Here is a 22,984-nt window from a genome sequence, read left to right on the forward strand (position 1 = left end):
AGTATTAATGTTGTTTAGATTGTTGAACTTTCAACATTAATTGTTCAGCTTGTGGAGAAAGTTGAGAAACAACATCAGAAATTTGTTGAAGATTATTATATAAATTAGCAAGATTATCTTCTAATTGCTTTTTTTGTGATTCTGCCGTATTTTTAGCTTCTTCATAATTTTTTACAACAGCAACTCCTGCACCAATACTCATAACAATTTTACCATCGTTTTTAATATCAGCATTCATAAAAGAACCAGCACCAACAGGTACTAAAGCTTCTACAGTTTTCTTTTCTTTCATATCATCAATAGTAGATTCTAAAGTATTAACTTCAGCAATTGTTTGTTGAACATTAGCAACTTCTTGTTGTAATAATTCAGATTGTTCTTTATACATATTGATTTCATTTACAATTTGTTCTAATTTTTGCTGATCTTCCATTAAAAACACCTTTTATCAATTATAATATAGCTTTTAAAACAGGATCTACTACTTCATCAGCACTAATTTCAGTAATATCTTCTATTTTAACTTGTTTTCTGTTTAAACTATGTTTACTTCCAAAAATGGAATAAATTTTTTCATAAATATCTTCTTCTTTGAAAGCCTTTATTTCTTTAGTAAATTTTTGGACTTCTTCACCAAGAACAAATTTACCTTTAATTCTATATATTTTTGTTTGCATTAATAATCCCTCATAAAATGAATACTATTTAATTCATTATCTATTTAATTTGAATATAAAAATTTTTAGTCATCTAAAAATCCTAAAGCTTCTTCTAATCTAGCCATTTCTGGACCAGTAGTTTTTTCACCAACTATTACTCCTTTAGAATTAGCTATTGAACAAGCTCCAACAAGTGTAATACCTCTTCCAACAGTTCCAATATCCCCTTGAACTTTGAAAATATCTTCAACAAAGTTAATTTCAGCAGGAGTGGAATCTCTATATAAAAGGAAACCTTTATTAGTAACAGTCATTAAAGAACCAATGATATCTAAACCACCTACTGATGTTTGTTCAACTGTGACATTTAAAACATCCTCAATTGTTTTAACTGAATTTTCAGATATGAAAGGACTAACGATAGCTGCAGTATCATTAACAGCAATAATATTACCTACTGCAGTATATTTATCTTCAAGTCGAGAAACATTTAAACCTAAAGATTTTAATTTATTAATCTCTCTATCATCAGTATAATAGGATACTAAAAAACCATTAGAATTACCTGCAGTTAAAGCTCCTGCTAAATTACTACCTGCAATAGAGCTTTTAATAACTTCAACATCTAAAGTTTCTTTTATAATATCTCCCATATCATCAGGGAGGTTTAAAGGAACAATGGCGAAGTCTTCATTAACTGAAATATAAACTCCTAAATTTGGATTTCCAGTAAGATCTATTCTTTTAAGCATAATGCCCCTTTCCTTTTAATTAATTTAAATTTTTTTATTACGATGATTATAAATAGTTCAATTATTCTTCTAAAGTAACTTCTACTACTCCGTCATCATCATCTTTAACTGCTTTGACTTTTATTTTAGAAGGAATTTTTTGAATTCCTCTTTCCCAAACTTTTTCATTTATAGAAGAATCTAAAATAATGTCTTCAGATTTCATGTGTTTTTCTAAAAAAGATCTAATAACTCTCATAGCTTTTGCAGCTCTAATAGTTCTAGGTGCTTTTTTAACATCTCTAAGTGGTATTGTATATACTCTTTCCATATTAATTAACCCCTATACTTTTAAATTATTTCTTCTCCAATGTCTTGGTTTAGGTCTGTATCTTAATTTACGTTGGGTTTTTGCATAAGCCCAAATTGGGATTCTTCTGTTTTGTTTATTAGCCTTAGCCATTCTAAGCTTTTTAGCTAATGGTTTATTTCTACTCATTTTTCCACCACAATTTTTAGTTAATAATAATATTTAATTTAATGAATTAAATTTTTTGTTTAAAGCCACAAACATTTGTTTGATAATGTTCAGGGAAAATTTGACTTGAATTTCCACCTTTTTCATCTATTAATAAACGAATTTCAACTTCATAATCTGAACTATTTTCCTTATTGCTTTTTTCATAAGATAATTCAAAAAGTTTTGAAACCAATGAATTTATCATTTTATAACCAAAACTATCTAAATTCACATATTGGATATTATGTCTATCTTCTAAACTTTTAATTTGATCTTTATTTATTTTAGGAGTCCTATCATCTCGTCTAGTACCATCAGCAATGATTTCATATTTACTTGAAATAGCCTCTAAAACTTCTTCATGAAGGTACTTAATACCATTATTCGGAAATCCATCATTCATGATAATTTTAACGGCTTCTTCCAAAATACTTTGATCCATATGAAAAACAACATGATTAAAATTTAATGATTTAGCAGACATAGAAGCAGGAATATAAGAATCAAATACTCCAAAATTCACAGTTACTAAATCAACATCATAACCCAAACGTGAAAGTATGACAGCCATCAATGAACTATCTTTCCCTCCACTATAAAGAACACAAGCTTTCATATTAAAACAATCTATTTTCTAGTAATATGAATTTGTCTTTTTTGTCCAGATATTTGACTAAGTAGTACTTTTAGTTGTTCATCAGTAACTTTACCTCTTAAACTACCTGATTGAGCAGATTGAATTAATTGAATTTCAATTTGATTAACTAAATCCGGCTTAGCTAATTTAAGATTGGTCAACCGACTTCGAGCTTCTGGAGTTAAAATCTGCATTAAAATTTGCTTCTTTTCTTTTTCCATTTCTTGTTGCATTTGTTGTTGTTGCATTTGTTGTTGCATAGCTTGTTGTTGATTACCTGCTTGTTGTTGTAATTCAGCCATACGTTTACGACGCAATTCATCAAGTTCGCTCATATAACAGTCTCCATAAAATTTAGCTAATAATTAGCTTATTATAAAATTTAATATTAAATTAATTTTTTTAAAATAATAAATTATAAAATTTTTAGTATTTTTCAAGCTCAGGGATATCTTTGATTAATTCATTAGAAGCTTTATCTAAGAAAGATTTACCTTCAGGAGTAACAATTCTTCCAGCATCAATTTTTTGAACAAATCCAGCATCTTCTAATTGGTGAAGAGCACCTCTGACAATAGCTCCACTACCTTGTCTGAATTTTTCAGGATTAACTCCTCTATCTTTTTTCCCACCATAAAATGTTCTTAAGCTTTTAACTCCAACTGGGCCATCGATATATACTCTTCTTAATAAAGAAGCAGATCTTATAAACCACCAGTCTCTATTTTCTGGCTTTCTTTCTTTGTGAACACCAGTTTTAACAAGGTTAGACCATTTAGGTGCACTAACGTTATCATTCTTTTTAAGTTCTTCTGCAACATGATTAATTAATACATCTGCAGGAACATCATATACAGTACTCATATATTTATTCTCCACGTTTTTTAATTTTTTAAGTCATAAAATCTTAATAATTTAAATTTAAGACTGGTGTCTGTAACTCTAAATTTAAATAAAATTTAAGATCTTTTATAAATAACAGCAACATTTCCTCTAATGTCAATAAGTTTTGATTTTGTTTGACTTACAATGTCACTAATATAATCATCTTTATTGATTGCTATTCCTTTAGCAAATCGTAATTTAACAATTTTATTGGCTTTTAATTGACGTTTAATCTCTTCGATAACGTTATCATTAATTCCAGATTTACCAATGTTTATTGTCATAGCGGAAAGGCTTTTATTCATTATCTCTTTTTTTGTAAGAGTCAATTTTAGCTCTCCTTTTAAGTTTTTTTTCCTTAATATAAGGAATTTTCATGATATGGCCACATTCACCACATATTATATTAACTTCTCCATTAATTAGCCGGATGGTAGAATTGTGACCCGGAAATAGGAACTTATAACAATTTTTACAATATCGTCGGTTCCATTTAAGAGGAATTTTTACATTGTATTTAGTAGATATTTTTCTAGCTAATTCAACGTACCTATGAGATCTTTCAGGATACTCAATAAATTCTTTTTCAGCTAATGAAAAAAGAATATCCATACGTTCTTTAGCTATATTTAACATCCAATTAGGTCTTTTTCCTCTTTTCAATTTATACTCTCCCCATAATTTGGTTATGAAAAATTTCTATAATAGAATTAGCTATTTAAATAATGTATTAAAAAGATAAAACAATTTAAAACAAAATCATGAAAGTTAATCTGAACCATAGGATACAAGAAGAATATTAAACAACATTATGTTTTTCTTATTTAAAAAGGCTTTCTATTAAATAAATTTTTTATAAAAACAAAATTGTAAAATAATCCCTTAATTTAAAAAAATTGATTTAAAAATAGAATAACAATTAATTATCCAAAAACCAATCCATAAAATCTATATTACCTACAGGATAAGATGCATCATTCAATATTATCTCTTTAACTATACTTGTTACATCATCAACAGATTTATTTGTAGTATCAACTTCATTAACCAAATTTCCATGAATATCATAAGCTTCAGCAGAACATACAGATAAAGCTTCAGCTTCTAAATTCTCATTAATTTTAGATTTTGAATAATTTCTAGATTTAAGCCTTTTTTCAAGAATTCTCGGATTTAACCTTAATACAATACATTTATCGCAATTACTGCAAAGATGAGAAAGATGACCTTCAACAATAACCAACTTTGAAATAGGTTTATCCAAATCGGAATTAAAAAATAATTTTATATCATGATTTAATTTTTCATCTAAAGAATCAACATCAATTACTTTATAACCTTTCTTAGAATCTTCACCTAAAACTAAATCATTTTCAAAAGCAAAATCATTAATCTTAATTAATTTTGTATTAAAAATTTTTTTAAAATAATCAAACAAATTAGAAGCTACTGAAGTTTTACCCACACATGGGGTGCCTGTTATAAAAATTATTTTATTTCCATTTATCATAATAAAAAAATCCATGAAAAATTATTTCTTTAAAATAACTCTAAGAACATCCTCATCATCTAAAACATGATCAGGCCCAACTTTTTGACCAGGAAATTTAACTGAAGTTCCCCAAATCTTAGCATATCTAAAATTCTTAACAAATTCTCGATGTAACTTTCCACAGGCATCAATAACAGTTGACCCTTTTTTAATAATTAATGAATCTACCATATCAGCTTTTCTACCTTGAGGTTTAAGATAAACTCTAATAAGATTTAATTTTTCAAATATTATTTCACGTAAGTTATCTATGTTCATGTCTTTATCTGCAGAAATAGGTATAAAATCAGGAATTGTTTTTTTAATTTCAGTTAAGTGATTTTTATCAACTAAATCGACTTTATTCAAAAGAGTAACCATTGGAATATAAGTCCTATTAATTTCTAAAGCATCAATAAATTGATCTATTGTAACATCATCACGAATTAAAACTGAAGCATTATGAATTCCATACTCATTAAGAATTGATCTAATTGTTTTTTCATCTAAATAAGTTAATTCAACAGTTGAAGAAAGTTGAACTCCACCTAATCTTCTTTTATGAACTGTAACATCTGGTTTTTTCTCATTAGGTCTTATACCAATGTTTCTAAGTTCTCGAATAATTACTTCTAAATGTTGAGGGTTGAAAACATCTAACACTACAATTATTAAATCAGCAGTTCTAGCAACTGAAAGAATTTCTCTACCTCTACCTTTACCACTTGAAGCACCAGTAATTATTCCAGGAATATCAAAAATTTGAATTTTAGCATTATTGTATTCCATAACTCCAGGAATAATATCTAAGGTAGTAAATTGATAAGCTCCTACTTTACTTTCAGCATTGGTTAATTCATTTAATAGAGTAGATTTACCTACTGATGGAAAACCTACTAATACAGCAGTAGCATCCCCACTTTTTTTAATACTAAATCCTTGACCTTTACTTCCAGAACTTTTTCTTTGAATAGATTCTTCTTTTAATTTAGAAATCTTAGCTTTTAATTTACCTATATGGTGAGAGGTAGCTTTATTATAAGGAGTTTTTTGAATTTCTTCTTCAATCTCCTTTATTTTATCATCAATATCCATTTACTCACCAAGTTATTTTTAATTATAAAAAATTTTAAAAAAATAGTATCGCATAAACTATTATAATATAATTTTGTTTTTCATAGTTTATAAAATTTGTTTAAAGAATATATTAAAAAAAATTGTACTTAAAAAAAAATAAGAAAATAAATAGTTTAAATGAAGTTTATTAAAACTTCATTTTTATATTTATATTAAAAAATAATTAAAAATATTAAATTTTAATTTTAACCCGTTGAATTAGTAAGATTGGTTGAACTAGTAGAACTAGCATTATTATTTACTTTCCATAATGAAATTCCACTATCCATATGTATTAATTGGAATTGATCTTGACCATTACCACCTAATAAGAATAGTCTTGTGAACATAGAATCAACTAATTTATTATCGATTAATATAGCATTATACGTATTATTATTACCTAATACAAATAATGTATAATTTCCATCAGTTGCACCATGAATACTCTCATTTTTAGTAAGATAATTGTCTTCAATAACCATTAAATTACTTGCTTTCAATGGATTATAAGTTGTGTTATTTACTTCAACAGTGGTATTATTATTATCAAATACTGCTTGCACTTGACCTGTAGTGTTATTAGTACCATTAGCTCCTCTATTAATAACAGCATTAAATGAAATACCATTTTCATCTAATAAAGGAATAGTACCACTATGTCCAGGAGTGATATTTGCCGTAGTAGTAGATACCATATATTGTAAACTTGTACTATTTTGCTCTGCAAAATTCCAAGTACCAAAGTAAGTCCACCAACCAGCTTTTTGAAGCATATCTGAACTTGCTACAAATACAACATCTTTTGGATTATCTGGGTGTGAATATTGTAATACATTATCTGCTTGAGCTGAAGTTAATGAATAATTATTCATCATCATATTCTTAGCATCAGATTTAGGTAATGCTAATGTATGTAATAGTATATCAGTTGATTGAGAACTGTTATTACCATTATAACTATTTAAAGTTTCACCTGCTTTAGTACCAGTTGTGGCTAACATCTGCAGAATACCTTTTGATAAATCTAAATTAGATGTAGTCATAGCACGACCCATCCAGAAAGCTCTATCCCCAGATTGTACACCTCCATCTGATGCTGTTTGCTTATTAGCAGCTATTTCAAATAGGTAACCGTAATCCCACCAAGATTCTATTACCGCATCACTAGATATAGTATTATTTGCAGTTCCATTAATATATTGCATAGAATTCCACATAGGGTCACTAGCACCAGGTACAACTTGAGAAGCTGTTTGATAAGCTCCACAAACTGTTGGAGAAATTAAAGCTAGAGTAATTAATAAAACTGCTGCAGTTTTTTTAAGAGAAATATCTGATTCTTTAAAGAATTTTCCACCATAAACTGCGATAGCAGATACTATAACTAAAACAACAAATAATATAATTCCAGATAAGAAATTTACTTGTTCTACAACAGGGAAAGATACTAAAAAGGAACATATTAAACAGATTAAGAATAATCTTCTTTCATCCTCTACTTTAGCTTTTATATAATCCGCTGCACAACCTACGAATATTCCCACACAAAGACCTAAAGGTATCATTAATGTCATGATAAATCTAGTACCTTGAGTTACAGCTACAATACATGATATTGTCCAAACCATTAATACTGTAAAGTATAATAGGGTAAGACGTTTATCTTTATTGACATTATCAGAACCACCTAAAGAAGTTAAATCTTTAATAGCTAAGTTGAATCTATTATTTTCATCTTTTTTCTGAGCTGCAGATTTTCTTTTGCTTTTAGAAGGTTTTCCAGTATGTTTTTCAATAGATGTTGAAACTGATCGTAATTTCCATAATCTACTAGTATATAAGTAAAGGGTAGCTAATGCTGCAAATAATGCAACTATTCCACCAATACCATTAACTACGGATTGAGAGTTAGCTAAAAATGCTCCAGAAATACCTCCAGTTAAAAGAGTTGGAATTTGCATTTCTGCTACAGAAATAAATACATTAGGGAATCCTGAAACAGCAGTTCCTCCTCCAGCACTTTGCAAGGAAAGTAAACTTAATAAACCTGAAATAGTTGAACTTACTGAATCTATACCACTTATTAAAGTAACACCAATTATTCCAATAACCATGATAACTATAATTGAACATAACATTCTTTGATTAATAAACCATTGGAATTTACTATCATAGTTTTTAACAGATTCAATAACATCCATTTTAAGTAAATATGCTAAAACATAGTATACTATAGCCATTAAAACTAATAAGGCAGCATAGAAAGTGTATCCTACCCATGAAATGGAAAAGATTGCTACTGTAAGCACTGTTAAAATTGAATAGATTATTCTAAGTTTTGGATTATCGCTTCTTATACTTTCAATAAAGAACAGAAATATGAATAATGGTAATGTTACATTGAACATATCCGTATCAAAAAATCCTGCGAATGTATGTGAGAAGTAATTAGGGGCTAAAGTAACCATTATAGCTGCGGTAGCCGCACCATAATCATTCGTAACCCGTCTAACTATTGTATATGCAGGTATAGCTGCTAAACAAGAAACTATAGCACCTGCCCAAAATGCCACTTCTTTAAGTGACATAGAATGAAACATATTAGCAACATTATATAATCCCACAGTTACCCATGAAATCATTGGATCAAAAGTCGTATTCACCCCATCAGGTGAAGACCTGTGCATATCCACAGTAGTTCCATTAACTTGAGTATCACCAAAATATCCATGATCCAAATAATCTTGAGTCATACGTAAATTATAATATGAATCCATTTCACTAAAGTAAGGCAAACCATCAGAATCTTGATAAGTAGCTTTCATATCATCAGGGATGATAGAAATATCTGCTGCATGAGCCCTAAGTACAAAACAAAAGGCCATGATGATAATGATAATAGCCGCAGCTTTAGCAATTGTTTTTAATTTTTGCTTATCCATATAAAATCCTCATAAATTAAATAAAAGACAATGCAAATAAATTTTTTTATAACTAATAAATATAATTCTTTTTTAATGTTAAAAAAAAAATAATTATAACTTAAAAAAAATTTAATTTCACCATCTTAAATTTTTAATTAAATAAATTTAAATTATTAAATAATCATTTTTGATTAAATATTAAATTTATAATTAAAATTATTAAATCAAAATTTACACTAATTATATTAAATTAAATTTTTTTATAAAAAATGTAATGAAAAAAATTATTTCAAATTTAATAATAATTAACTATTCAATTTAAATATTTATATAACTTTCTAAAAAAAAGCAATTTTACCCTAAAAAAATATTGGGCAAAATTTTAAAATAAAAAAATAATAAAAAAATTATTTTTTAGATTTACTTTCCAAATCTTTTAATTCCTCTAAAGAACAGGTAAATCTACATTTAGGAAAACTTTTACAACCTACAAAATCCCCATACCTACCAGATCGTTTAACTAAATCTTTTCCACAATCAGGACAAACCCCAACAACTTTAACCACATGTCGTTTAGTATTATCTTTACCACAATTTGGATCTAAACAAGCATGTTGGCGAGGTTTACCAAAAGAAATAATAGGAAGACCACATTTTGGACATGTTTTCTTTAAAAAAGTAGCTCCTTTTGGAAGAGAATAAGTAATTTCACATTCAGGATAATTAGAACATCCTACAAAATGGCTTTTATTTCTAGGAGAGTACTTCATAACTAAATTTCCACCACAGGAACATTCACCAACAATCCTACTTTGTTGGTAAGCATCATAAAGTTTATCCCCAATATCAGCTTCATTTTTATTAATATCACCCAAAATAGCTTTAACTTCTTTTTCTGCATCATTAACAACTGCTTCTTGAGTAGTCTTATCATTACTGATACCTTCTAATCTTTTTTCAAAATCACGAGTTAAATCTTCACTAGTTAAATCTTCACAATATTCTTTTAATGTATCAATTAAATTTTCACCAAGCTGATTTACTTCAATTTTTTTACCACTAATATATTTCCTATCATAAAGTTTAGCGATAATATCCGCTCTTGTAGCCTTTGTTCCTAATTCCCTTTTTTCCAATTCTTTAATTAAAGAAGCTTCATTATATCTAGCTGGAGGTTTGGTTTCTTTTTGCTCAGAACATATTTTTTCTACTTTAATAATATCTCCTTTCTTAATATCTAAAAAATTTTCATTTTCTATTTTTTTAAAAGGGTAATGTGCTAACCATCCAAGATAAGAAACTCTTTTTCTTTTGAAGTTAAATTTTTCATCTGCTATTAATAAATCAGTTTTCACAGATTCTAATTTTGAATTTTCACAAAATACACTTATGAACCTATAAACAATTAATTCATAAATTTTTAGTTCATCTTTAGATAATTTATCAGGCAAAACGCCAGTTGGATGTATAGCAGGGTGAGCAGCATCCTTTTTTTTACCTTCATTAGGTTTTAATTCTGAAGGTAAATCTTGAATATGCTTCTTAAATTCTGCATTTTTGGATAATTGCATGAATATTTTTTTGTATTCTAAACTTTTTGGAAGTTTTTGAGAAGAAGTACGAGGATAAGATGTAAATCCCCCAGTATAAAGATTTTGAGCAATCATTTGTGTTTTTTTAGGACTAAAACCAAAAACTCCATAAGCTTCAGATTGTAATCCTCCTAAATTGAAAGGAACTGGAGGTTTTCTGATTGTTTCAGTTTTTTTAACTTCATCAACTAAAGCATTTTGATTTTGACATTTATCAAAAATTTCTTCAGCTCTTTTTTTATCAAATATCTTTCCGTCTTCATGATCCGCTATTATTTCCCCATTAAGTAATGCTTTAATTAACCAATAGGGTTTAGGTATAAATTTTTTAATTTGTTTTTCTCTATCTACTAAAATAGACAATGTTGGTGTTTGTACACGTCCAGCAGAAAGTTTTAAAAATCTTTTCTTAGCTGTTCTAACTGAATGCATTAATGATTTAGATATATTTACCCCAAAATAGAAATCTAAAACATGTCTTGCTGATCCACTTTCGACTTGATGTAAATCCAAATCTATCATATTATTGTAAGCATCTAGAATATCGGTTTTAGTTAAAGTAGAAAATTTCATTCTTGATATATTAGCGGTAGTATTTTGACCACATGCATATTTTAATGCATTATATCCTATTAATGTTCCTTCAATATCGTAATCGCAAGCATGAATAAATTTATCTGCATCTTTAGAAAATTTTTTTATTGCATAAACATAATCTCTTGTATATTTTTTAGTTTTATCTATTTCATAGAGGGGTGCCCACTCTAAATCAAAAAATACTTTACTTTTAGGATTAACTGGTGTTAATGAATATAAATGCCCTACAGCTGACAAAACTGTAATTTTTTTATTTTCTTCTTCAATTTCCCAATAAGATACTTTCTTATTATATTTTCTTTTTTTGACATTTGGTGAAATAGCTTGTGCTATTTTTTCAGCTGCTTTTGGTTTTTCGCAAATAATGATTTCATGCATGATTATCACTTATTAATAATTAAAGAAATCTTTTTATTTTTTTCATATTAAAAGTTTTTCAATAAAAAAAATTAATTTATTAATTTATAAAATTGTTTTCATTTTAAATAAGTTACAGAATTAATACTTTTAAAAAATTAATATTTTTAATATACACATTTTGGATGTATATAAAATTTTGTATAGATGTAAATTAAATTTTTATAAAATTAGTAGCTTAAAAAGAGTAATGAATTTTAGAAATTAAAATTATAAAAAAATAGTTAGAAAAAAAATAGTTAGAAAAAAATGGATTATATAAACTTACTTTTTATATTCCTTATCGTAAAATCCATAAAAATTACTACAATAATTACACATAGGAAATTTTCCATAGTGATAATGGCTATTATCATTAGCATTTATATTGAATTTTTTACCACAGGTATAACATTCTTCAATTTTTTCAGGTTTATCAATTGTATCTTCTTCAACCATATATTTTCACTCTAAATAAATTATTTTTTTAATGAAAATTAAAAAAATATTAATGAATAAATTAAAAAAATATTTAACTTATATCATATTTTTGTAAAAGTAAAAGTTCTTCAGTTGAAAGTTTTTTACCATGTTTAAACTTATCAAAGATAACTTCAGCTTTTTCTTTTTCTTCTTTATTCCGTTTATTAGGAGATGATCCTTTATTATTAGATTTTTGTCTTTTAGGTTTGTTGTTTCTACCTAATTTTTTATTAATAACATGAATTTCACTTAAAACCATTTTAAAGTCTTCATGTTTAGCGGATGCATTCTTTCTAGCTTGAATAAAGTTTTTATGAGCTTCATCAGCTGCTGTTCTAATCTCATCAGTTTTTCTAAAGTATTTAAGCATGTTTTCATGAGCTTCTTGAGCTTTAGCAGAATGTTCCACAACATTAGCATGGTATAATTCTGATTCTTTTTTAAGCTCTTGAGCTTCATCTTTAACTTTATCGTCTTCTTTAACTTCAGTTAATTGTTTTCTAAGATCATTTGCATTTTTAACAAGCTGATTTTCTTTTTTAATATCTAAAACTCTAGTTTCAATTATTTTATCTATTTTTTTAATTTCATTTTCGAGTTTTACTTTATCTCTTTTACCAGAGGACCATTCAAGATTTTTGATTTTTTCATTAACGTCATTTCTTTTCTTTTTATTAGCTTCGACGTCTTTGTTAATCTCATTACGTGCATCTCTGTATTCAATAGCCTTTTGAAGATTTTCTTTTAAAGAATTATTTAATTCATCACGTATTTTACGTTGTTCCTTAGCTTCTTTATTAAAAGCTTCTCGTTCATCAGCAATTTGAGATATAAGTTTTTCCTTTTCATCTTTTTGTACTTTTACTCCATCCATAGTGTCTGCAAGCACAAAGTTAGTTGGTTCAGGAAGTTTAGACTTTTTAGATTTTTTAGATTTTTTAGAATCTTTAGCTTCTTTCTTAGAAGAATTATCTTCACCATTTTCAGCTTTAGAATCTTTAGCTTCTTCAGGTTCTTTAGCTTCAACTTTAGAATCTTCAGGTTTTTCAGGTTCTTTAGCTTTAACTTTAGAATCTAAATCTTCTATAACAGTTAAAACATCATTTAAATCATTATCTTCCACAATTACATCAGCTATTTCTTTAACTTTTGGTTTTGCATTAAATGCTATACCATATCCAACACCTTCAAGCATGGATATATCATTAGCACCGTCACCAACAGCTATACAATCAGCTAAATCGTAATCTTTTTCTTTTAATAAATCAGATAAAACATCAAGTTTGGAACCGGAAACTAAAGGTCCAGTAACTTCACCAGTTAATTTTCCATCTTTTTCACTTAAAGAATTAGTAAATAAATAATCAATATTAAGTTTATCCTTAATAGAATCAGCAATAACATCAAAACTACCACTAATAATTGCTATTTCATAGCCTTTATCTTTTAATACTTTAATTGTTTCTTCAGCACCATTATTAAGAGGTAATTCATCAGCTATTTTCTTAATTTCTTCAACAGAAGCTCCTTCAAGAAGTTTAACTCTTTCATTTATAGATGTTTCGAAGTCAATATCACCGTTCATTGCTTGTTCAGTGATTTCTGCAATTTTATCTTGAACGTTTGCTAATTTTCCTATTTCATCTATTCCTTCACCATTAATTATAACATTATCTAAATCAAATACTACAAGTTTAATCAAACATACCACCAATTAAATTAAATCCAACTCTTTGAGTCTGTCATAAGCTCTTTCTACTCCGAGCTTAGCATCTCCTCGAGTTTTAGCCCCAGTACATACAACTTTACCAGAACCAAATAATAATAAAACAACTTTAGGGTCAGTCAACCTATAAACTAAACCTGGGAATTGCTCAGGTTCATATTCTGTGTTTTCTAATTCTAACGCCACAGCTTCTAAGTTTAGTGTGGATTGTAAATTAGCAGAAGCCACAATATTTTGAATTTTAATTTCAAATTCTTCAGGAATATCAGTGTCAATTGTCCGCATTTTATCCACAGTTTTTTTAATAGCCAACTTTGAGTCATCTATAGATTTTGCACCAGTACACACTAGTTTACCAGAGCTAAAAATCAAAGCAGCAGTTTTTGGATCTTTTAGTTTAAAAACTAAACCTGGGAACTGTTCACGATTAAAAGTAACGCCTTCTAATGCTTTAGAAATCTCAGTAAGAACAATATCTTTACCAATACTTGCAGAAGACACAATGTTCTCTATTTTTATATCAACATCGGTCAATTCATATACCTCCAATATAATTTAAAAAAAAGTAAGTAAAATTTTAAAAATAACATAGTAAAACTTTTACTAAAAATATATTGTATTTATAAAGTATATAAATGTATTTATAAAAAATAAAAAAATAAGCTTATGAAAATATTTTAGAAAAGTAAATACAAAACATATAATATATAATAATTAAAAGAAATTTAAAAAAAAATGAGGGATTAAATGATAGAAGTAGAAGCAAAAGCAAAAATTAATAGTTTTGAAGAAATTATTGAAGAATTAAAGAAATTAAATGTGGAAAAAAATAAAACTGAAACTCAAACAGACATATATTTTAACAGCCCAATAGTAGATTTTGCAAAAACTGATGAAGCTCTAAGGATTAGAAAAGTAAATACCGATGAAAAAGAAGAATTATTCATAACATACAAAGGTCCCAAAATAGATAAAAAAAGTAAAACCCGAGAAGAAATTGAAATGAAAATAGAAGATGAAAACAAATGTAAAAAAATTTTCATAAACTTAGGATTTACAAATGTTAGAACCGTTAAAAAAACAAGAGATTATTATGATTTAAATGAATATTCAATTAGTTTAGATAATGTTGAAGGATTAGAACCCTACATGGAAATCGAAACCATCTTAGAAGATGGGAATGATTACAAAAAAGCACAAGAAAATATTTTTAAAATTTTTGAAAAATTAGGAATAAAAAAAGGATTTGAAAGAACATCTTACTTAGAATTACTAGAAAACAAAGATAAAAATTTATAAAAAAATTAAAATTATTACAAAAATATTAAAAAGTTTTATTAAAAACAAAAAAGAAAATAAAAAAATTAAGATAACTATACTTTATAAAATATAAAAATAATTAACAAAAAATAGAGTGAAAATAATGCAATATTACACTAGTCCATTTAACAAAGAGATAGAATTGAAGTTTCCAAAAAAAATCACCATATACGACACCACACTACGAGATGGAGAACAAACACCAGGCGTTTGCTTAGATAAACAGGAAAAACTTGAAATAGCTAAAAAATTAGATGAATTCAGAATACATCAAATAGAAGTAGGTTTTCCAATAGTTTCAAAACATGAAAAAGACACTGTTTCAACTATAGCACATGAAGGATTAAATGCAGATGTACTTTGTTTAGCTAGAACTAAAATAAGTGATATCAACGCAGCACTAGATTGTGATGTAGATGGAATTATAACATTTATGGGAACATCAGATCTTCATTTAGAACATAAAATGCATATTACTCGCCAAGAGGCTTTAAACACTTGCATGAAATCTATTGAATATGCTAAAGATCATGGTCTTTTCGTTGCATTTTCAGCTGAAGATGCAACAAGAACAGATTTAGATTATTTAAAAAGAATGTACAAAAAAGCAGAAAGTTATGGAGTAGATAGAGTCCATGTAGCAGACACAACTGGTGCAATAACCCCACAAGGAATGACTTTTTTAATCAAAGAATTAAGAAAAGAAATTAATACTAACATAGCTTTACATTGTCATAATGACTTTGGCCTAGCAGTTACTAACTCAATTGCAGGATTATTAGCTGGAGCAAATGATGTTTCAACAACTATTAATGGTATTGGTGAAAGAGCAGGTAATGCATCACTTGAAGAACTCGTAATGTCATTAAAACTTTTATATGGTAAAGATTTAGGGTTTAAAACAAAAATAATAAAAGAATTATCTGAAATGGTATCAAAAGATACTGGATTAGAAGTTCCTTACAATAAACCAGTTGTTGGTAAAAATATATTCAGACACGAATCTGGAATTCATGTTGATGCAGTAATTGAAGAACCATTAACATATGAACCTTACTTACCTGAATTAGTAGGTCAAAAAAGACAATTAGTTTTAGGAAAACATTCAGGATGTAGAGCAGTTAAAGCAAAATTAGATGATTGTGGTTATAATGTAACAAAAGATCAATTATGTAAAATTGTTAAAAGAGTTAAAGAAAAAAGAGAAGAAGGACAATATATTAATGATGATGTATTTAAAGACATTATAAGAAATATTGATGAACCTATTGACCCTTAAAATTAATTTAATTTCTTAATTAACTTAGATAAGTGGTATTAAATGAATATAACTGAAAAAATTTTATCAAAAAAAGTTGGACGAGAAGTAAATCCTGGAGAAATTATAGAAGTAAATGTGGATTTAGCTATGTCCCATGATGGAACATCTCCTCCTGCAATCAAAACATTTGAAAAAATAGCAGATAAAGTATGGGATCCTGAAAAAATAGCAATTGTATTTGATCATGTAATACCCGCTAATACTATAGGTTCTGCAGAATTTCAAAAAGTGGCAAGAGATTTTATAAAAAAACAAAATATTACACACCATTATACTCATGGAGAAGGAATATGTCATCAAGTCATACCTGAAATGGGTTTAATTGAACCTGGAAAATTAATAGTTGGAGCTGATTCACATACTTGTACTTATGGTGCATTTGGAGCATTTTCAACAGGAATGGGTTCAACTGATATGGCTATGGTATATGCTACTGGACAAACATGGTTAATGGTTCCTGAAGCAATGAAAATTGAAGTAGAAGGAAAATTACCACAAGGGATAACATCAAAAGATCTTATTTTAAATATAATTGGAAAAATAGGAATTGGTGGAGGTACTTATAAAACAGCGGAATTTTGTGGTGAAACAATAAATGGATTAGATGTTGATAGTAGAATGACCATGTGTAATATGGCAATTGAAATGGGTGCAAAAAATGGAATAATGGAACCTAATGAAGATACATTAAGTTATGTTATGAAAAAAACTGGAAAAACTAAAAATCAATTAAATATTTTAAAATCAGACAAAGACTCAATATATGAAAAAGAATATCTATTTGATGTTAATGATTTAGAAGCACAAATTGCCTGCCCTAATGATGTGGATAATGTTAAAGGATTATCTAAAGTAGAAGGAACATCAATTGACCAGTGTTTCATTGGATCTTGTACTAATGGTAGATTTTCTGATTTATTAGCTGCAGCTAAAGTTTTAAAAGGGCAAAAAGTTTCTGATGATGTTAGATTAATTATAATACCTGCATCTAAAAAAGTTTATCAAGAAGCTATGAATAAAGGTTTAATACAAATATTTATGGATGCTGGTGCAATAATTTGTAATCCTGGATGTGGACCTTGTTTAGGTGGTCATATGGGTGTTTTATCTGAAAATGAAGTGTGTATATCTTCAACTAATAGGAATTTTAAAGGTAGAATGGGAGATTCTGAGTCTGAAGTATATTTAGGAAATCCTTCAGTTGTAGCAGCATCAGCAATAAAAGGGTTTATAGAAAATCCAGAAAATATTTTTTAAAAATTTAAATATTAAATTTAATGGGATAAAATGACTTGTGAAGGCAATAATATTAATCAACGATTAATAGAAAAAATTTATACAGTTGAAAAAAATTATGGTAAAACTTTTTCCAATACACAAAAAATTCTTTTAACTACTGATGGATCAATAACTGCTATATTAGATGTTTTAAATGGAAAAATTGATTTAAAAACACTTGAACAACATTTTGAAAAATCAACCCCTGAAATAGCAGAATTAATAGACATTGGTTGTGGAGAAGAAATAAATTATAGAGAAGTATTAATGCATAAAAATAATAAACCATTAATTTATGCCATTTCCTATATTCCATTAAAAAGATTACATGATAATTTTAAATCTGATTTAATTAGAGCAGATATACCTATAGGAAGAATTCTTCGAAAATATAATATGGAATCTAGAAGAGAGATAAAAACTATACAAGTTGAAAAATCTAATGAAAAATTAGAGGAAATATATAAAACTGATAAGGATTTTTTAACAAGAACTTATACAATTATTCATAATGAAAAAATTTTAATTTGGATAAAAGAATTTTTCCCAATTACATATTTTGTTGAAAAAGATAGTATTAATTAAATAATATAATGGTGTGATTAAATGGGTGTAAAATTTACTGATATTATTGAAACAGAAGAAATTGGATTTAAAGATTTAGAAGGGCATAGTGTTGCAATTGACACATATAATACTCTTTACCAATTTTTATCAGGTATACGTCAAAGAGATGGAACACCTCTTATGGATCAAGATGGTAATATTACTTCACATCTTAGTGGATTATTATACAGAACTTCTTCAATTGTTGAAAAGGGAATTAAACCAATTTATGTTTTTGATGGAAAACATTCTGACTTTAAAACAAACACTGTTATGAAAAGAAAAGAAGTTAGAAATGAATCTGAAAAAAAATGGAAAGAAGCATTAGATGAGGGGAATGAAGAAGAAGCTCGTAAATTTGCAATGCGTTCATCAAAAATATCTCCTTATATAATAGAATCTTCTAAAAAATTACTTGATTTATTAGGAATTCCATATGTACAATCTAAAAGTGAAGGTGAAGCTCAAGCATCATATATGGTTCAAAAAGGAGATGCTTGGTCTGTTGCATCACAAGACTATGATTGTTTATTATTTGGGGCTTCAAGAACTGTTCGAAATTTAACTTTAAGTGGGGGTTTATCTAATTTAAAATATATGGAACTTGAAAAAATTCTCGCAAATTTAGATTTAACAAGAAACCAATTAATAGATATTGCAATTTTAGTAGGTACTGACTTTAATGAGGGAATTAAAGGCATAGGGGCAAAAACTGGATTAAAATTAATTAAAAATGATAGTTTAGAAAATATTTTAAAAAACAAAGAGGTAGAATTAGAAGTAGACCCGGATATTCTTAGAAATATTTTTTTAAAACCTGAAGTTAACACAAATTATGAAATTAAATGGAAAAATGTTAAACTAGATCAATTAACTGAATTTATGTGTGAAGAACATGGTTTTTCAGAAGCTAGAGTTGTAAGTTCTGCAAATAAAATGAAAAAATTAAATTCAACACAAAAAAGTTTAGAAGATTGGTTTTAAAATTTATTTATTATCAAAAAAAGTTTAAATCTTAATATGGGGAGAATGATACTCCAAATAATTCTCGAACATATTTTATTGCTAAATCCACTTGTTTAGGATATTTAGCACTTATATTTTTTTCATATTCTTGACGTGTATTTGATTTAGTTACTAAGTATAATAAATCCATAGCTTTATCAATAGATAATTTTTTATTAAAACCATACTGGTTTTCTACTTTTTTTAAATCAAAATGTTTACTATTGAATGATGGGATTTCTATAGTTTTACAAACAGTTTCTTTTTCAAAATATTTAAATCGTATTAATGGTGAAACTGAGCTAACTAATATAAAATTCCCACAATCTATTAAAGGTGGAACTCCTTGAGATTGAAATCTTGAATCATCAATTAACTTTTTATAATGGGAAATATTATAACAGTGAAGTTCCGTGTAAAAATCAGGCTTATATTTTTGTATTAAATCAATTATTTTTTTACCTTGTTTAGATTTATAGAATTTTTTATTTATTGTTGATATATATGGTGTGTCATCTAAATTGTATATGTAAATCTGTCCTGGCCCAAAATCTTCTTTTTTTAAGAGTTTTATAAGGTTAATTGTAGTTCTACCTTCGTTTCCATGTATTCCACCAATTATTAATTTTGTTGGACCTTTTCCATTATTTATATGACGGTAATATGACATTTTTTTCTATAAATTTTTATTATTAAAAATAAAATTAAAAAGAGAAGTTTCTCTTTTTTTTAAATTTTTATGTTCCTTGAGCCCAATTAGCTAAATAAGATTCTTGGGTATCTGATAAGGAATCTATTTCTATTCCCATTGCTTTAAGTTTTAATCTAGCAACGGTATCATCAATAGAATCAGGTGCTTTCATAACATCTATTGGTAAATCGTTTTCTAAAATATATTTTGCAGATAATGCTTGTACTGCAAAACTCATATCCATTATTTCTGCTGGATGTCCTTGACCTCTAGCTGCAGCGAGATTTACTAATCTTCCATCTGCTAATAGATAAAGTTTTCTACCGTCTTCCATTACAAACATTTCTATACTTTCTCTTACTTCTTCTACCGCTACAGATTGTGATTCTAAATCTTCTCGATTTATTTCTACATTGAAATGTCCAGAATTTGCTAGTAAACATCCATCTTTCATATATTTGAAGTCATCACCTTTAATAATGTCAATATTTCCTGTTACAGTTATTATTAAATCAGCGATTTTGACAGCTTCTCTAATAGTCATTACTCTAAAACCATCCATTCTTGCTTCTAAAGCTCTGATTGGATCCACTTCAGTTACTATTACATTTGCTCCTAAACCATCAGCTCTTGATGCTACTCCACGGCCACACCAACCGTATCCACATACAACAACATTTTTTCCTGCAATTAACATATTAGTTGTTCCCATGATAGCATCTAATGAGGATTGTCCAGTACCATAACGATTATCAAATAGATATTTAGTATATGCATCATTAACCGCTACAACTGGGAATTTTAATGCACCATCAGCATGCATTCCTTCTAATCTATGAACACCTGTTGTTGTTTCTTCACATGCACCCATAATTGTTTTTAAAAGATCTGGTCGTTTTTCATGAATTGTTAGAATCATGTCTGCCCCATCATCAATTATTATGTCAGGTTTATGACTTAGTACATCATTTATAGTTGAGTAATATTCTGTTTCACTTTGTTCTCTCCACCCATAAATGTTTAATCCTAAAGCTGCTCCTCCTGCTGCTGCATCATCATGAGTTGAAAGAGGATTACAACCAGTCATTGCTACTTCTGCCCCTCCTGCTTGTAATGTTAATCCTAAATTTACAGTTTTAGGTTCTAAATGTAAACAAGATCCTATGGTAATTCCTTCAAAAGGTTTTTCTTCTTCAAATTGTTTTTTAATATGTTCAAGAACAGGCATGTGTTTTTGAACCCATTTAATTTTTCTTATACCCTCATCGGCAAGGGCCATATCTTTTACTTTACTCATTGATAATCACTTTTTAAATTTAAAAATTATTTTTTATGTAAGTTATATTATTATATTATATTACTATTTTTTATTATATGTTTTATTAAAAATTATGTATTAAAATTTTATTTATCTTTTTTATGAAAAAATAAATTTTTTAATTTATGTATTATTGGATAATTATTTGCAAAAATTTAGTAAAAAGGGAAAACTTTATAAGAGATTAGTTACTAAAATTTTATTACTGTCAGATGCCGGGGTGGCTCAGCTGGTTAGAGCGCACGGCTCATAGGGTTTTAAGCAGTGCTCTGACAATTCCTGGGATACCGTGAGGCCACGGGTTCGAATCCCGTTCCCGGCATTTTTACAATCCCAGGAATAATATACATTAGTTTTAACTATTTTTAAATAATTTATAACCTAAATAATTATTAATCGCAACTAAGTATCATTTTAAATAACCTATTTTAAATTATAAAAGTATTAGGTGAAAAAAATTGCAATATAAAGAATTAGGGAATACTGGCGAAAAAGTTTCTATTTTAGGTTTTGGAGCTATGCGTTTACCCCACGAAAATTCTAACGATGAAATTAACTTAGGAAAAACTAATGAGATACTTAGTTATGGTATTGATAATGGAATAAATATAATTGATACAGGTTATTCATTCCATGCTACTGATTTAAAGGGTAAAGGTAATTGTGAACCTGTTATTGGAAATTTTTTAGAAAATGGTTATAGAGAAAAAGTTTTATTATCTGCTAAATTACCTAGTTGGTTAATTAAAGAAAAAAATGATATGGAAAACATATTTAATGAACAATTATCTAGGTTAAAGACAGATCATATTGATATTTATTTATTACATGGATTAAATAGCGAATATTGGTCCAATTATAAATCTTTAGATGTTTTTGATTTTTTAGATGATATCTTAAATGATGGTAGGGTAAAACATATAGGTTTTTCTGCACATACTGAATTTGACATATTGATGAGTATTATAAGTGAATATGATAAATGGGAAGTTGTATTAAGTCAAATGAATTATTTAGATGAAAATTATAAAAGTGGTCTTGCTGGATTAGATTTGATTAATAGTATGGGAATTGGAAATATTATTATGGAACCTCTTAGGGGAGGAAGATTAGTTGAAAATATTCCTAAAGATATAAAAGATATGTGGAATACTGCTGAAGTTAATAGAACTCCTGTTGAATGGGCTTTTGATTACTTATGGAATATGGAAAATGTTGATTGTGTTCTTAGTGGTATGAATTCTTTAAAACAAGTTCAAGAGAATATCGAAATTGCATGTAATGCTAAAGTTAATTCTATTTCAGAAAATGATTTAAGTTTAATTAATGAAGTGGCTAGGGAATATAGATTTAAAAAGGGTAATGATTGTACAGGTTGTCAGTATTGTATGCCTTGTCCTAATGGGGTTAATATTCCTAATTGTTTTAGAGAGTATAATATAGCTAAGATATTGGATGATCCTGCTGCTAGTAGTATGCATTATTTTAACTTAATTTCTGAGAATAGTAGAGCAGATAAATGTAATAATTGTGGTAAATGTTTAAATTTTTGCCCTCAACTTATTAACATTCCTAATGAGCTTAAAAAAGTTCATGAATTATTTGGTGAAAATTTTAACTTATTTTAAATCTTTTTTTGTTTTTT

At 27.5% G+C, this 22,984-nt stretch carries 25 protein-coding genes and 1 tRNA gene; 7 read left to right on the plus strand and 19 right to left on the minus strand.

Annotation, left to right across the window (positions count from 1 at the left end):
- Positions 1-4: 4 nt before the first annotated feature.
- The 17 genes from pfdA to ACA135_RS07360 form a co-directional block, all read right to left on the minus strand.
- Positions 5-433, minus strand: a complete 429-nt coding sequence (pfdA, locus tag ACA135_RS07280; RefSeq protein WP_409198088.1) for a prefoldin subunit alpha — start codon at positions 431-433, stop codon at positions 5-7.
- Between the two features lie 19 nt (positions 434-452).
- Entirely contained in the window at positions 453-677 is a 225-nt protein-coding gene (gene rpl18a / locus ACA135_RS07285; RefSeq protein ID WP_409198089.1) for a 50S ribosomal protein L18Ae, read from the minus strand.
- Between the two features lie 65 nt (positions 678-742).
- The gene (locus tag ACA135_RS07290; RefSeq protein ID WP_409198090.1) at positions 743-1,411 is read right to left on the minus strand and encodes a translation initiation factor IF-6; all 669 of its coding nucleotides are present in this window, start codon (positions 1,409-1,411) and stop codon (positions 743-745) included.
- Positions 1,412-1,472: 61 nt separating this feature from the next.
- Positions 1,473-1,721 carry a 50S ribosomal protein L31e gene (locus tag ACA135_RS07295; RefSeq protein WP_409198091.1) on the minus strand — a complete coding sequence of 83 codons (249 nt, stop codon included), beginning with the start codon at positions 1,719-1,721 and terminating at the stop codon, positions 1,473-1,475.
- A gap of 12 nt (positions 1,722-1,733) precedes the next feature.
- Positions 1,734-1,889 (minus strand): 50S ribosomal protein L39e, encoded by a 156-nt coding sequence (locus tag ACA135_RS07300; RefSeq protein WP_409198092.1) that lies wholly within the window; start codon positions 1,887-1,889, stop codon positions 1,734-1,736.
- A 46-nt stretch (positions 1,890-1,935) separates the two neighbouring features.
- Complete coding sequence (locus ACA135_RS07305) at positions 1,936-2,526, minus strand: hypothetical protein (RefSeq protein ID WP_409198093.1); 591 nt, start codon at positions 2,524-2,526, stop codon at positions 1,936-1,938.
- Between the two features lie 11 nt (positions 2,527-2,537).
- A complete protein-coding gene (locus tag ACA135_RS07310; RefSeq protein ID WP_409198094.1) occupies positions 2,538-2,882 on the minus strand; it encodes a DNA-binding protein in 345 nt (114 codons plus the stop codon).
- Positions 2,883-2,973: 91 nt separating this feature from the next.
- Complete coding sequence (locus ACA135_RS07315; protein WP_409198095.1) at positions 2,974-3,411, minus strand: 30S ribosomal protein S19e; 438 nt, start codon at positions 3,409-3,411, stop codon at positions 2,974-2,976.
- Between the two features lie 95 nt (positions 3,412-3,506).
- Complete coding sequence (locus tag ACA135_RS07320; protein WP_409198096.1) at positions 3,507-3,761, minus strand: YhbY family RNA-binding protein; 255 nt, start codon at positions 3,759-3,761, stop codon at positions 3,507-3,509.
- Complete coding sequence (locus tag ACA135_RS07325; RefSeq protein ID WP_409198097.1) at positions 3,730-4,095, minus strand: ribonuclease P protein component 4; 366 nt, start codon at positions 4,093-4,095, stop codon at positions 3,730-3,732. The genes ACA135_RS07320 and ACA135_RS07325 overlap by 32 nt, the downstream gene beginning before the upstream one ends.
- A gap of 256 nt (positions 4,096-4,351) precedes the next feature.
- Positions 4,352-4,942, minus strand: coding sequence for an adenylate kinase family protein (locus ACA135_RS07330; protein WP_409198098.1), 591 nt, complete (start codon positions 4,940-4,942; stop codon positions 4,352-4,354).
- A gap of 21 nt (positions 4,943-4,963) precedes the next feature.
- A complete protein-coding gene (locus ACA135_RS07335) occupies positions 4,964-6,058 on the minus strand; it encodes an OBG GTPase family GTP-binding protein (protein WP_409198099.1) in 1,095 nt (364 codons plus the stop codon).
- A 227-nt stretch (positions 6,059-6,285) separates the two neighbouring features.
- Positions 6,286-9,024 (minus strand): STT3 domain-containing protein, encoded by a 2,739-nt coding sequence (locus tag ACA135_RS07340; RefSeq protein ID WP_409198100.1) that lies wholly within the window; start codon positions 9,022-9,024, stop codon positions 6,286-6,288.
- Positions 9,025-9,413: 389 nt separating this feature from the next.
- Positions 9,414-11,573: a DNA topoisomerase I gene (gene topA / locus ACA135_RS07345; protein WP_409198101.1), complete on the minus strand. Its 2,160-nt coding sequence runs from the start codon at positions 11,571-11,573 to the stop codon at positions 9,414-9,416.
- A gap of 303 nt (positions 11,574-11,876) precedes the next feature.
- Positions 11,877-12,050, minus strand: a complete 174-nt coding sequence (locus ACA135_RS07350; protein WP_409198102.1) for a hypothetical protein — start codon at positions 12,048-12,050, stop codon at positions 11,877-11,879.
- Between the two features lie 73 nt (positions 12,051-12,123).
- Positions 12,124-13,776 (minus strand): phosphoserine phosphatase SerB, encoded by a 1,653-nt coding sequence (gene serB, locus ACA135_RS07355; protein ID WP_409198103.1) that lies wholly within the window; start codon positions 13,774-13,776, stop codon positions 12,124-12,126.
- Positions 13,777-13,788: 12 nt separating this feature from the next.
- Complete coding sequence (locus tag ACA135_RS07360; RefSeq protein WP_409198104.1) at positions 13,789-14,334, minus strand: TATA-box-binding protein; 546 nt, start codon at positions 14,332-14,334, stop codon at positions 13,789-13,791.
- A 213-nt stretch (positions 14,335-14,547) separates the two neighbouring features.
- Here ACA135_RS07360 and cyaB point away from each other — a divergent pair, with 213 nt between their 5' ends.
- The 5 genes from cyaB (at position 14,548) to fen (ending at position 19,309) form a co-directional block, all read left to right on the plus strand.
- Positions 14,548-15,099, plus strand: coding sequence for a class IV adenylate cyclase (gene cyaB / locus ACA135_RS07365; RefSeq protein ID WP_409198105.1), 552 nt, complete (start codon positions 14,548-14,550; stop codon positions 15,097-15,099).
- Positions 15,100-15,223: 124 nt separating this feature from the next.
- Entirely contained in the window at positions 15,224-16,399 is a 1,176-nt protein-coding gene (locus tag ACA135_RS07370) for a homocitrate synthase family protein (RefSeq protein ID WP_409198106.1), read from the plus strand.
- A gap of 42 nt (positions 16,400-16,441) precedes the next feature.
- Positions 16,442-17,698 (plus strand): homoaconitase large subunit, encoded by a 1,257-nt coding sequence (hacA, locus tag ACA135_RS07375; RefSeq protein ID WP_409198107.1) that lies wholly within the window; start codon positions 16,442-16,444, stop codon positions 17,696-17,698.
- A gap of 30 nt (positions 17,699-17,728) precedes the next feature.
- On the plus strand, positions 17,729-18,304 hold the full coding sequence (locus tag ACA135_RS07380) for a chorismate pyruvate-lyase family protein (RefSeq protein ID WP_409198108.1): 576 nt from the start codon (positions 17,729-17,731) through the stop codon (positions 18,302-18,304).
- 21 nt (positions 18,305-18,325) lie between these two features.
- Entirely contained in the window at positions 18,326-19,309 is a 984-nt protein-coding gene (gene fen, locus ACA135_RS07385; RefSeq protein WP_409198109.1) for a flap endonuclease-1, read from the plus strand.
- Between the two features lie 31 nt (positions 19,310-19,340).
- Here the strand turns inward: fen and ACA135_RS07390 are convergent, their stop codons facing one another.
- Complete coding sequence (locus ACA135_RS07390; RefSeq protein ID WP_409198110.1) at positions 19,341-20,000, minus strand: DUF2119 domain-containing protein; 660 nt, start codon at positions 19,998-20,000, stop codon at positions 19,341-19,343.
- A gap of 67 nt (positions 20,001-20,067) precedes the next feature.
- Complete coding sequence (locus ACA135_RS07395; RefSeq protein WP_409198111.1) at positions 20,068-21,318, minus strand: adenosylhomocysteinase; 1,251 nt, start codon at positions 21,316-21,318, stop codon at positions 20,068-20,070.
- 235 nt (positions 21,319-21,553) lie between these two features.
- On the opposite strand from ACA135_RS07395, the gene ACA135_RS07400 reads away from it, so the two are divergent.
- Positions 21,554-21,661: transfer RNA gene (locus ACA135_RS07400), tRNA-Met, on the plus strand.
- A gap of 136 nt (positions 21,662-21,797) precedes the next feature.
- On the plus strand, positions 21,798-22,967 hold the full coding sequence (locus ACA135_RS07405) for an aldo/keto reductase (protein ID WP_409198112.1): 1,170 nt from the start codon (positions 21,798-21,800) through the stop codon (positions 22,965-22,967).
- Positions 22,968-22,984 lie beyond the last annotated feature (17 nt).

It is taken from the genome of Methanobrevibacter acididurans, assembly GCF_046197875.1.
Taxonomy (GTDB): Archaea; Methanobacteriota; Methanobacteria; order Methanobacteriales; family Methanobacteriaceae; genus Methanobrevibacter_A; species Methanobrevibacter_A acididurans.

What these genes read in the sequence shown, in the direction of transcription:
- pfdA (WP_409198088.1), bottom strand. Translation starts at nt 433, where the DNA reads ATGGAAGATCAGCAAAAATTAGAACAAATTGTAAATGAAATCAATATG.
- rpl18a (WP_409198089.1), bottom strand. Translation starts at nt 677, where the DNA reads ATGCAAACAAAAATATATAGAATTAAAGGTAAATTTGTTCTTGGTGAA.
- ACA135_RS07290 (WP_409198090.1), bottom strand. Translation starts at nt 1,411, where the DNA reads ATGCTTAAAAGAATAGATCTTACTGGAAATCCAAATTTAGGAGTTTAT.
- ACA135_RS07295 (WP_409198091.1), bottom strand. Translation starts at nt 1,721, where the DNA reads ATGGAAAGAGTATATACAATACCACTTAGAGATGTTAAAAAAGCACCT.
- ACA135_RS07300 (WP_409198092.1), bottom strand. Translation starts at nt 1,889, where the DNA reads ATGAGTAGAAATAAACCATTAGCTAAAAAGCTTAGAATGGCTAAGGCT.
- ACA135_RS07305 (WP_409198093.1), bottom strand. Translation starts at nt 2,526, where the DNA reads ATGAAAGCTTGTGTTCTTTATAGTGGAGGGAAAGATAGTTCATTGATG.
- ACA135_RS07310 (WP_409198094.1), bottom strand. Translation starts at nt 2,882, where the DNA reads ATGAGCGAACTTGATGAATTGCGTCGTAAACGTATGGCTGAATTACAA.
- ACA135_RS07315 (WP_409198095.1), bottom strand. Translation starts at nt 3,411, where the DNA reads ATGAGTACTGTATATGATGTTCCTGCAGATGTATTAATTAATCATGTT.
- ACA135_RS07330 (WP_409198098.1), bottom strand. Translation starts at nt 4,942, where the DNA reads ATGATAAATGGAAATAAAATAATTTTTATAACAGGCACCCCATGTGTG.
- ACA135_RS07335 (WP_409198099.1), bottom strand. Translation starts at nt 6,058, where the DNA reads ATGGATATTGATGATAAAATAAAGGAGATTGAAGAAGAAATTCAAAAA.
- ACA135_RS07340 (WP_409198100.1), bottom strand. Translation starts at nt 9,024, where the DNA reads ATGGATAAGCAAAAATTAAAAACAATTGCTAAAGCTGCGGCTATTATC.
- topA (WP_409198101.1), bottom strand. Translation starts at nt 11,573, where the DNA reads ATGCATGAAATCATTATTTGCGAAAAACCAAAAGCAGCTGAAAAAATA.
- ACA135_RS07350 (WP_409198102.1), bottom strand. Translation starts at nt 12,050, where the DNA reads ATGGTTGAAGAAGATACAATTGATAAACCTGAAAAAATTGAAGAATGT.
- cyaB (WP_409198105.1), top strand. Translation starts at nt 14,548, where the DNA reads ATGATAGAAGTAGAAGCAAAAGCAAAAATTAATAGTTTTGAAGAAATT.
- ACA135_RS07370 (WP_409198106.1), top strand. Translation starts at nt 15,224, where the DNA reads ATGCAATATTACACTAGTCCATTTAACAAAGAGATAGAATTGAAGTTT.
- hacA (WP_409198107.1), top strand. Translation starts at nt 16,442, where the DNA reads ATGAATATAACTGAAAAAATTTTATCAAAAAAAGTTGGACGAGAAGTA.
- ACA135_RS07380 (WP_409198108.1), top strand. Translation starts at nt 17,729, where the DNA reads ATGACTTGTGAAGGCAATAATATTAATCAACGATTAATAGAAAAAATT.
- fen (WP_409198109.1), top strand. Translation starts at nt 18,326, where the DNA reads ATGGGTGTAAAATTTACTGATATTATTGAAACAGAAGAAATTGGATTT.
- ACA135_RS07390 (WP_409198110.1), bottom strand. Translation starts at nt 20,000, where the DNA reads ATGTCATATTACCGTCATATAAATAATGGAAAAGGTCCAACAAAATTA.
- ACA135_RS07395 (WP_409198111.1), bottom strand. Translation starts at nt 21,318, where the DNA reads ATGAGTAAAGTAAAAGATATGGCCCTTGCCGATGAGGGTATAAGAAAA.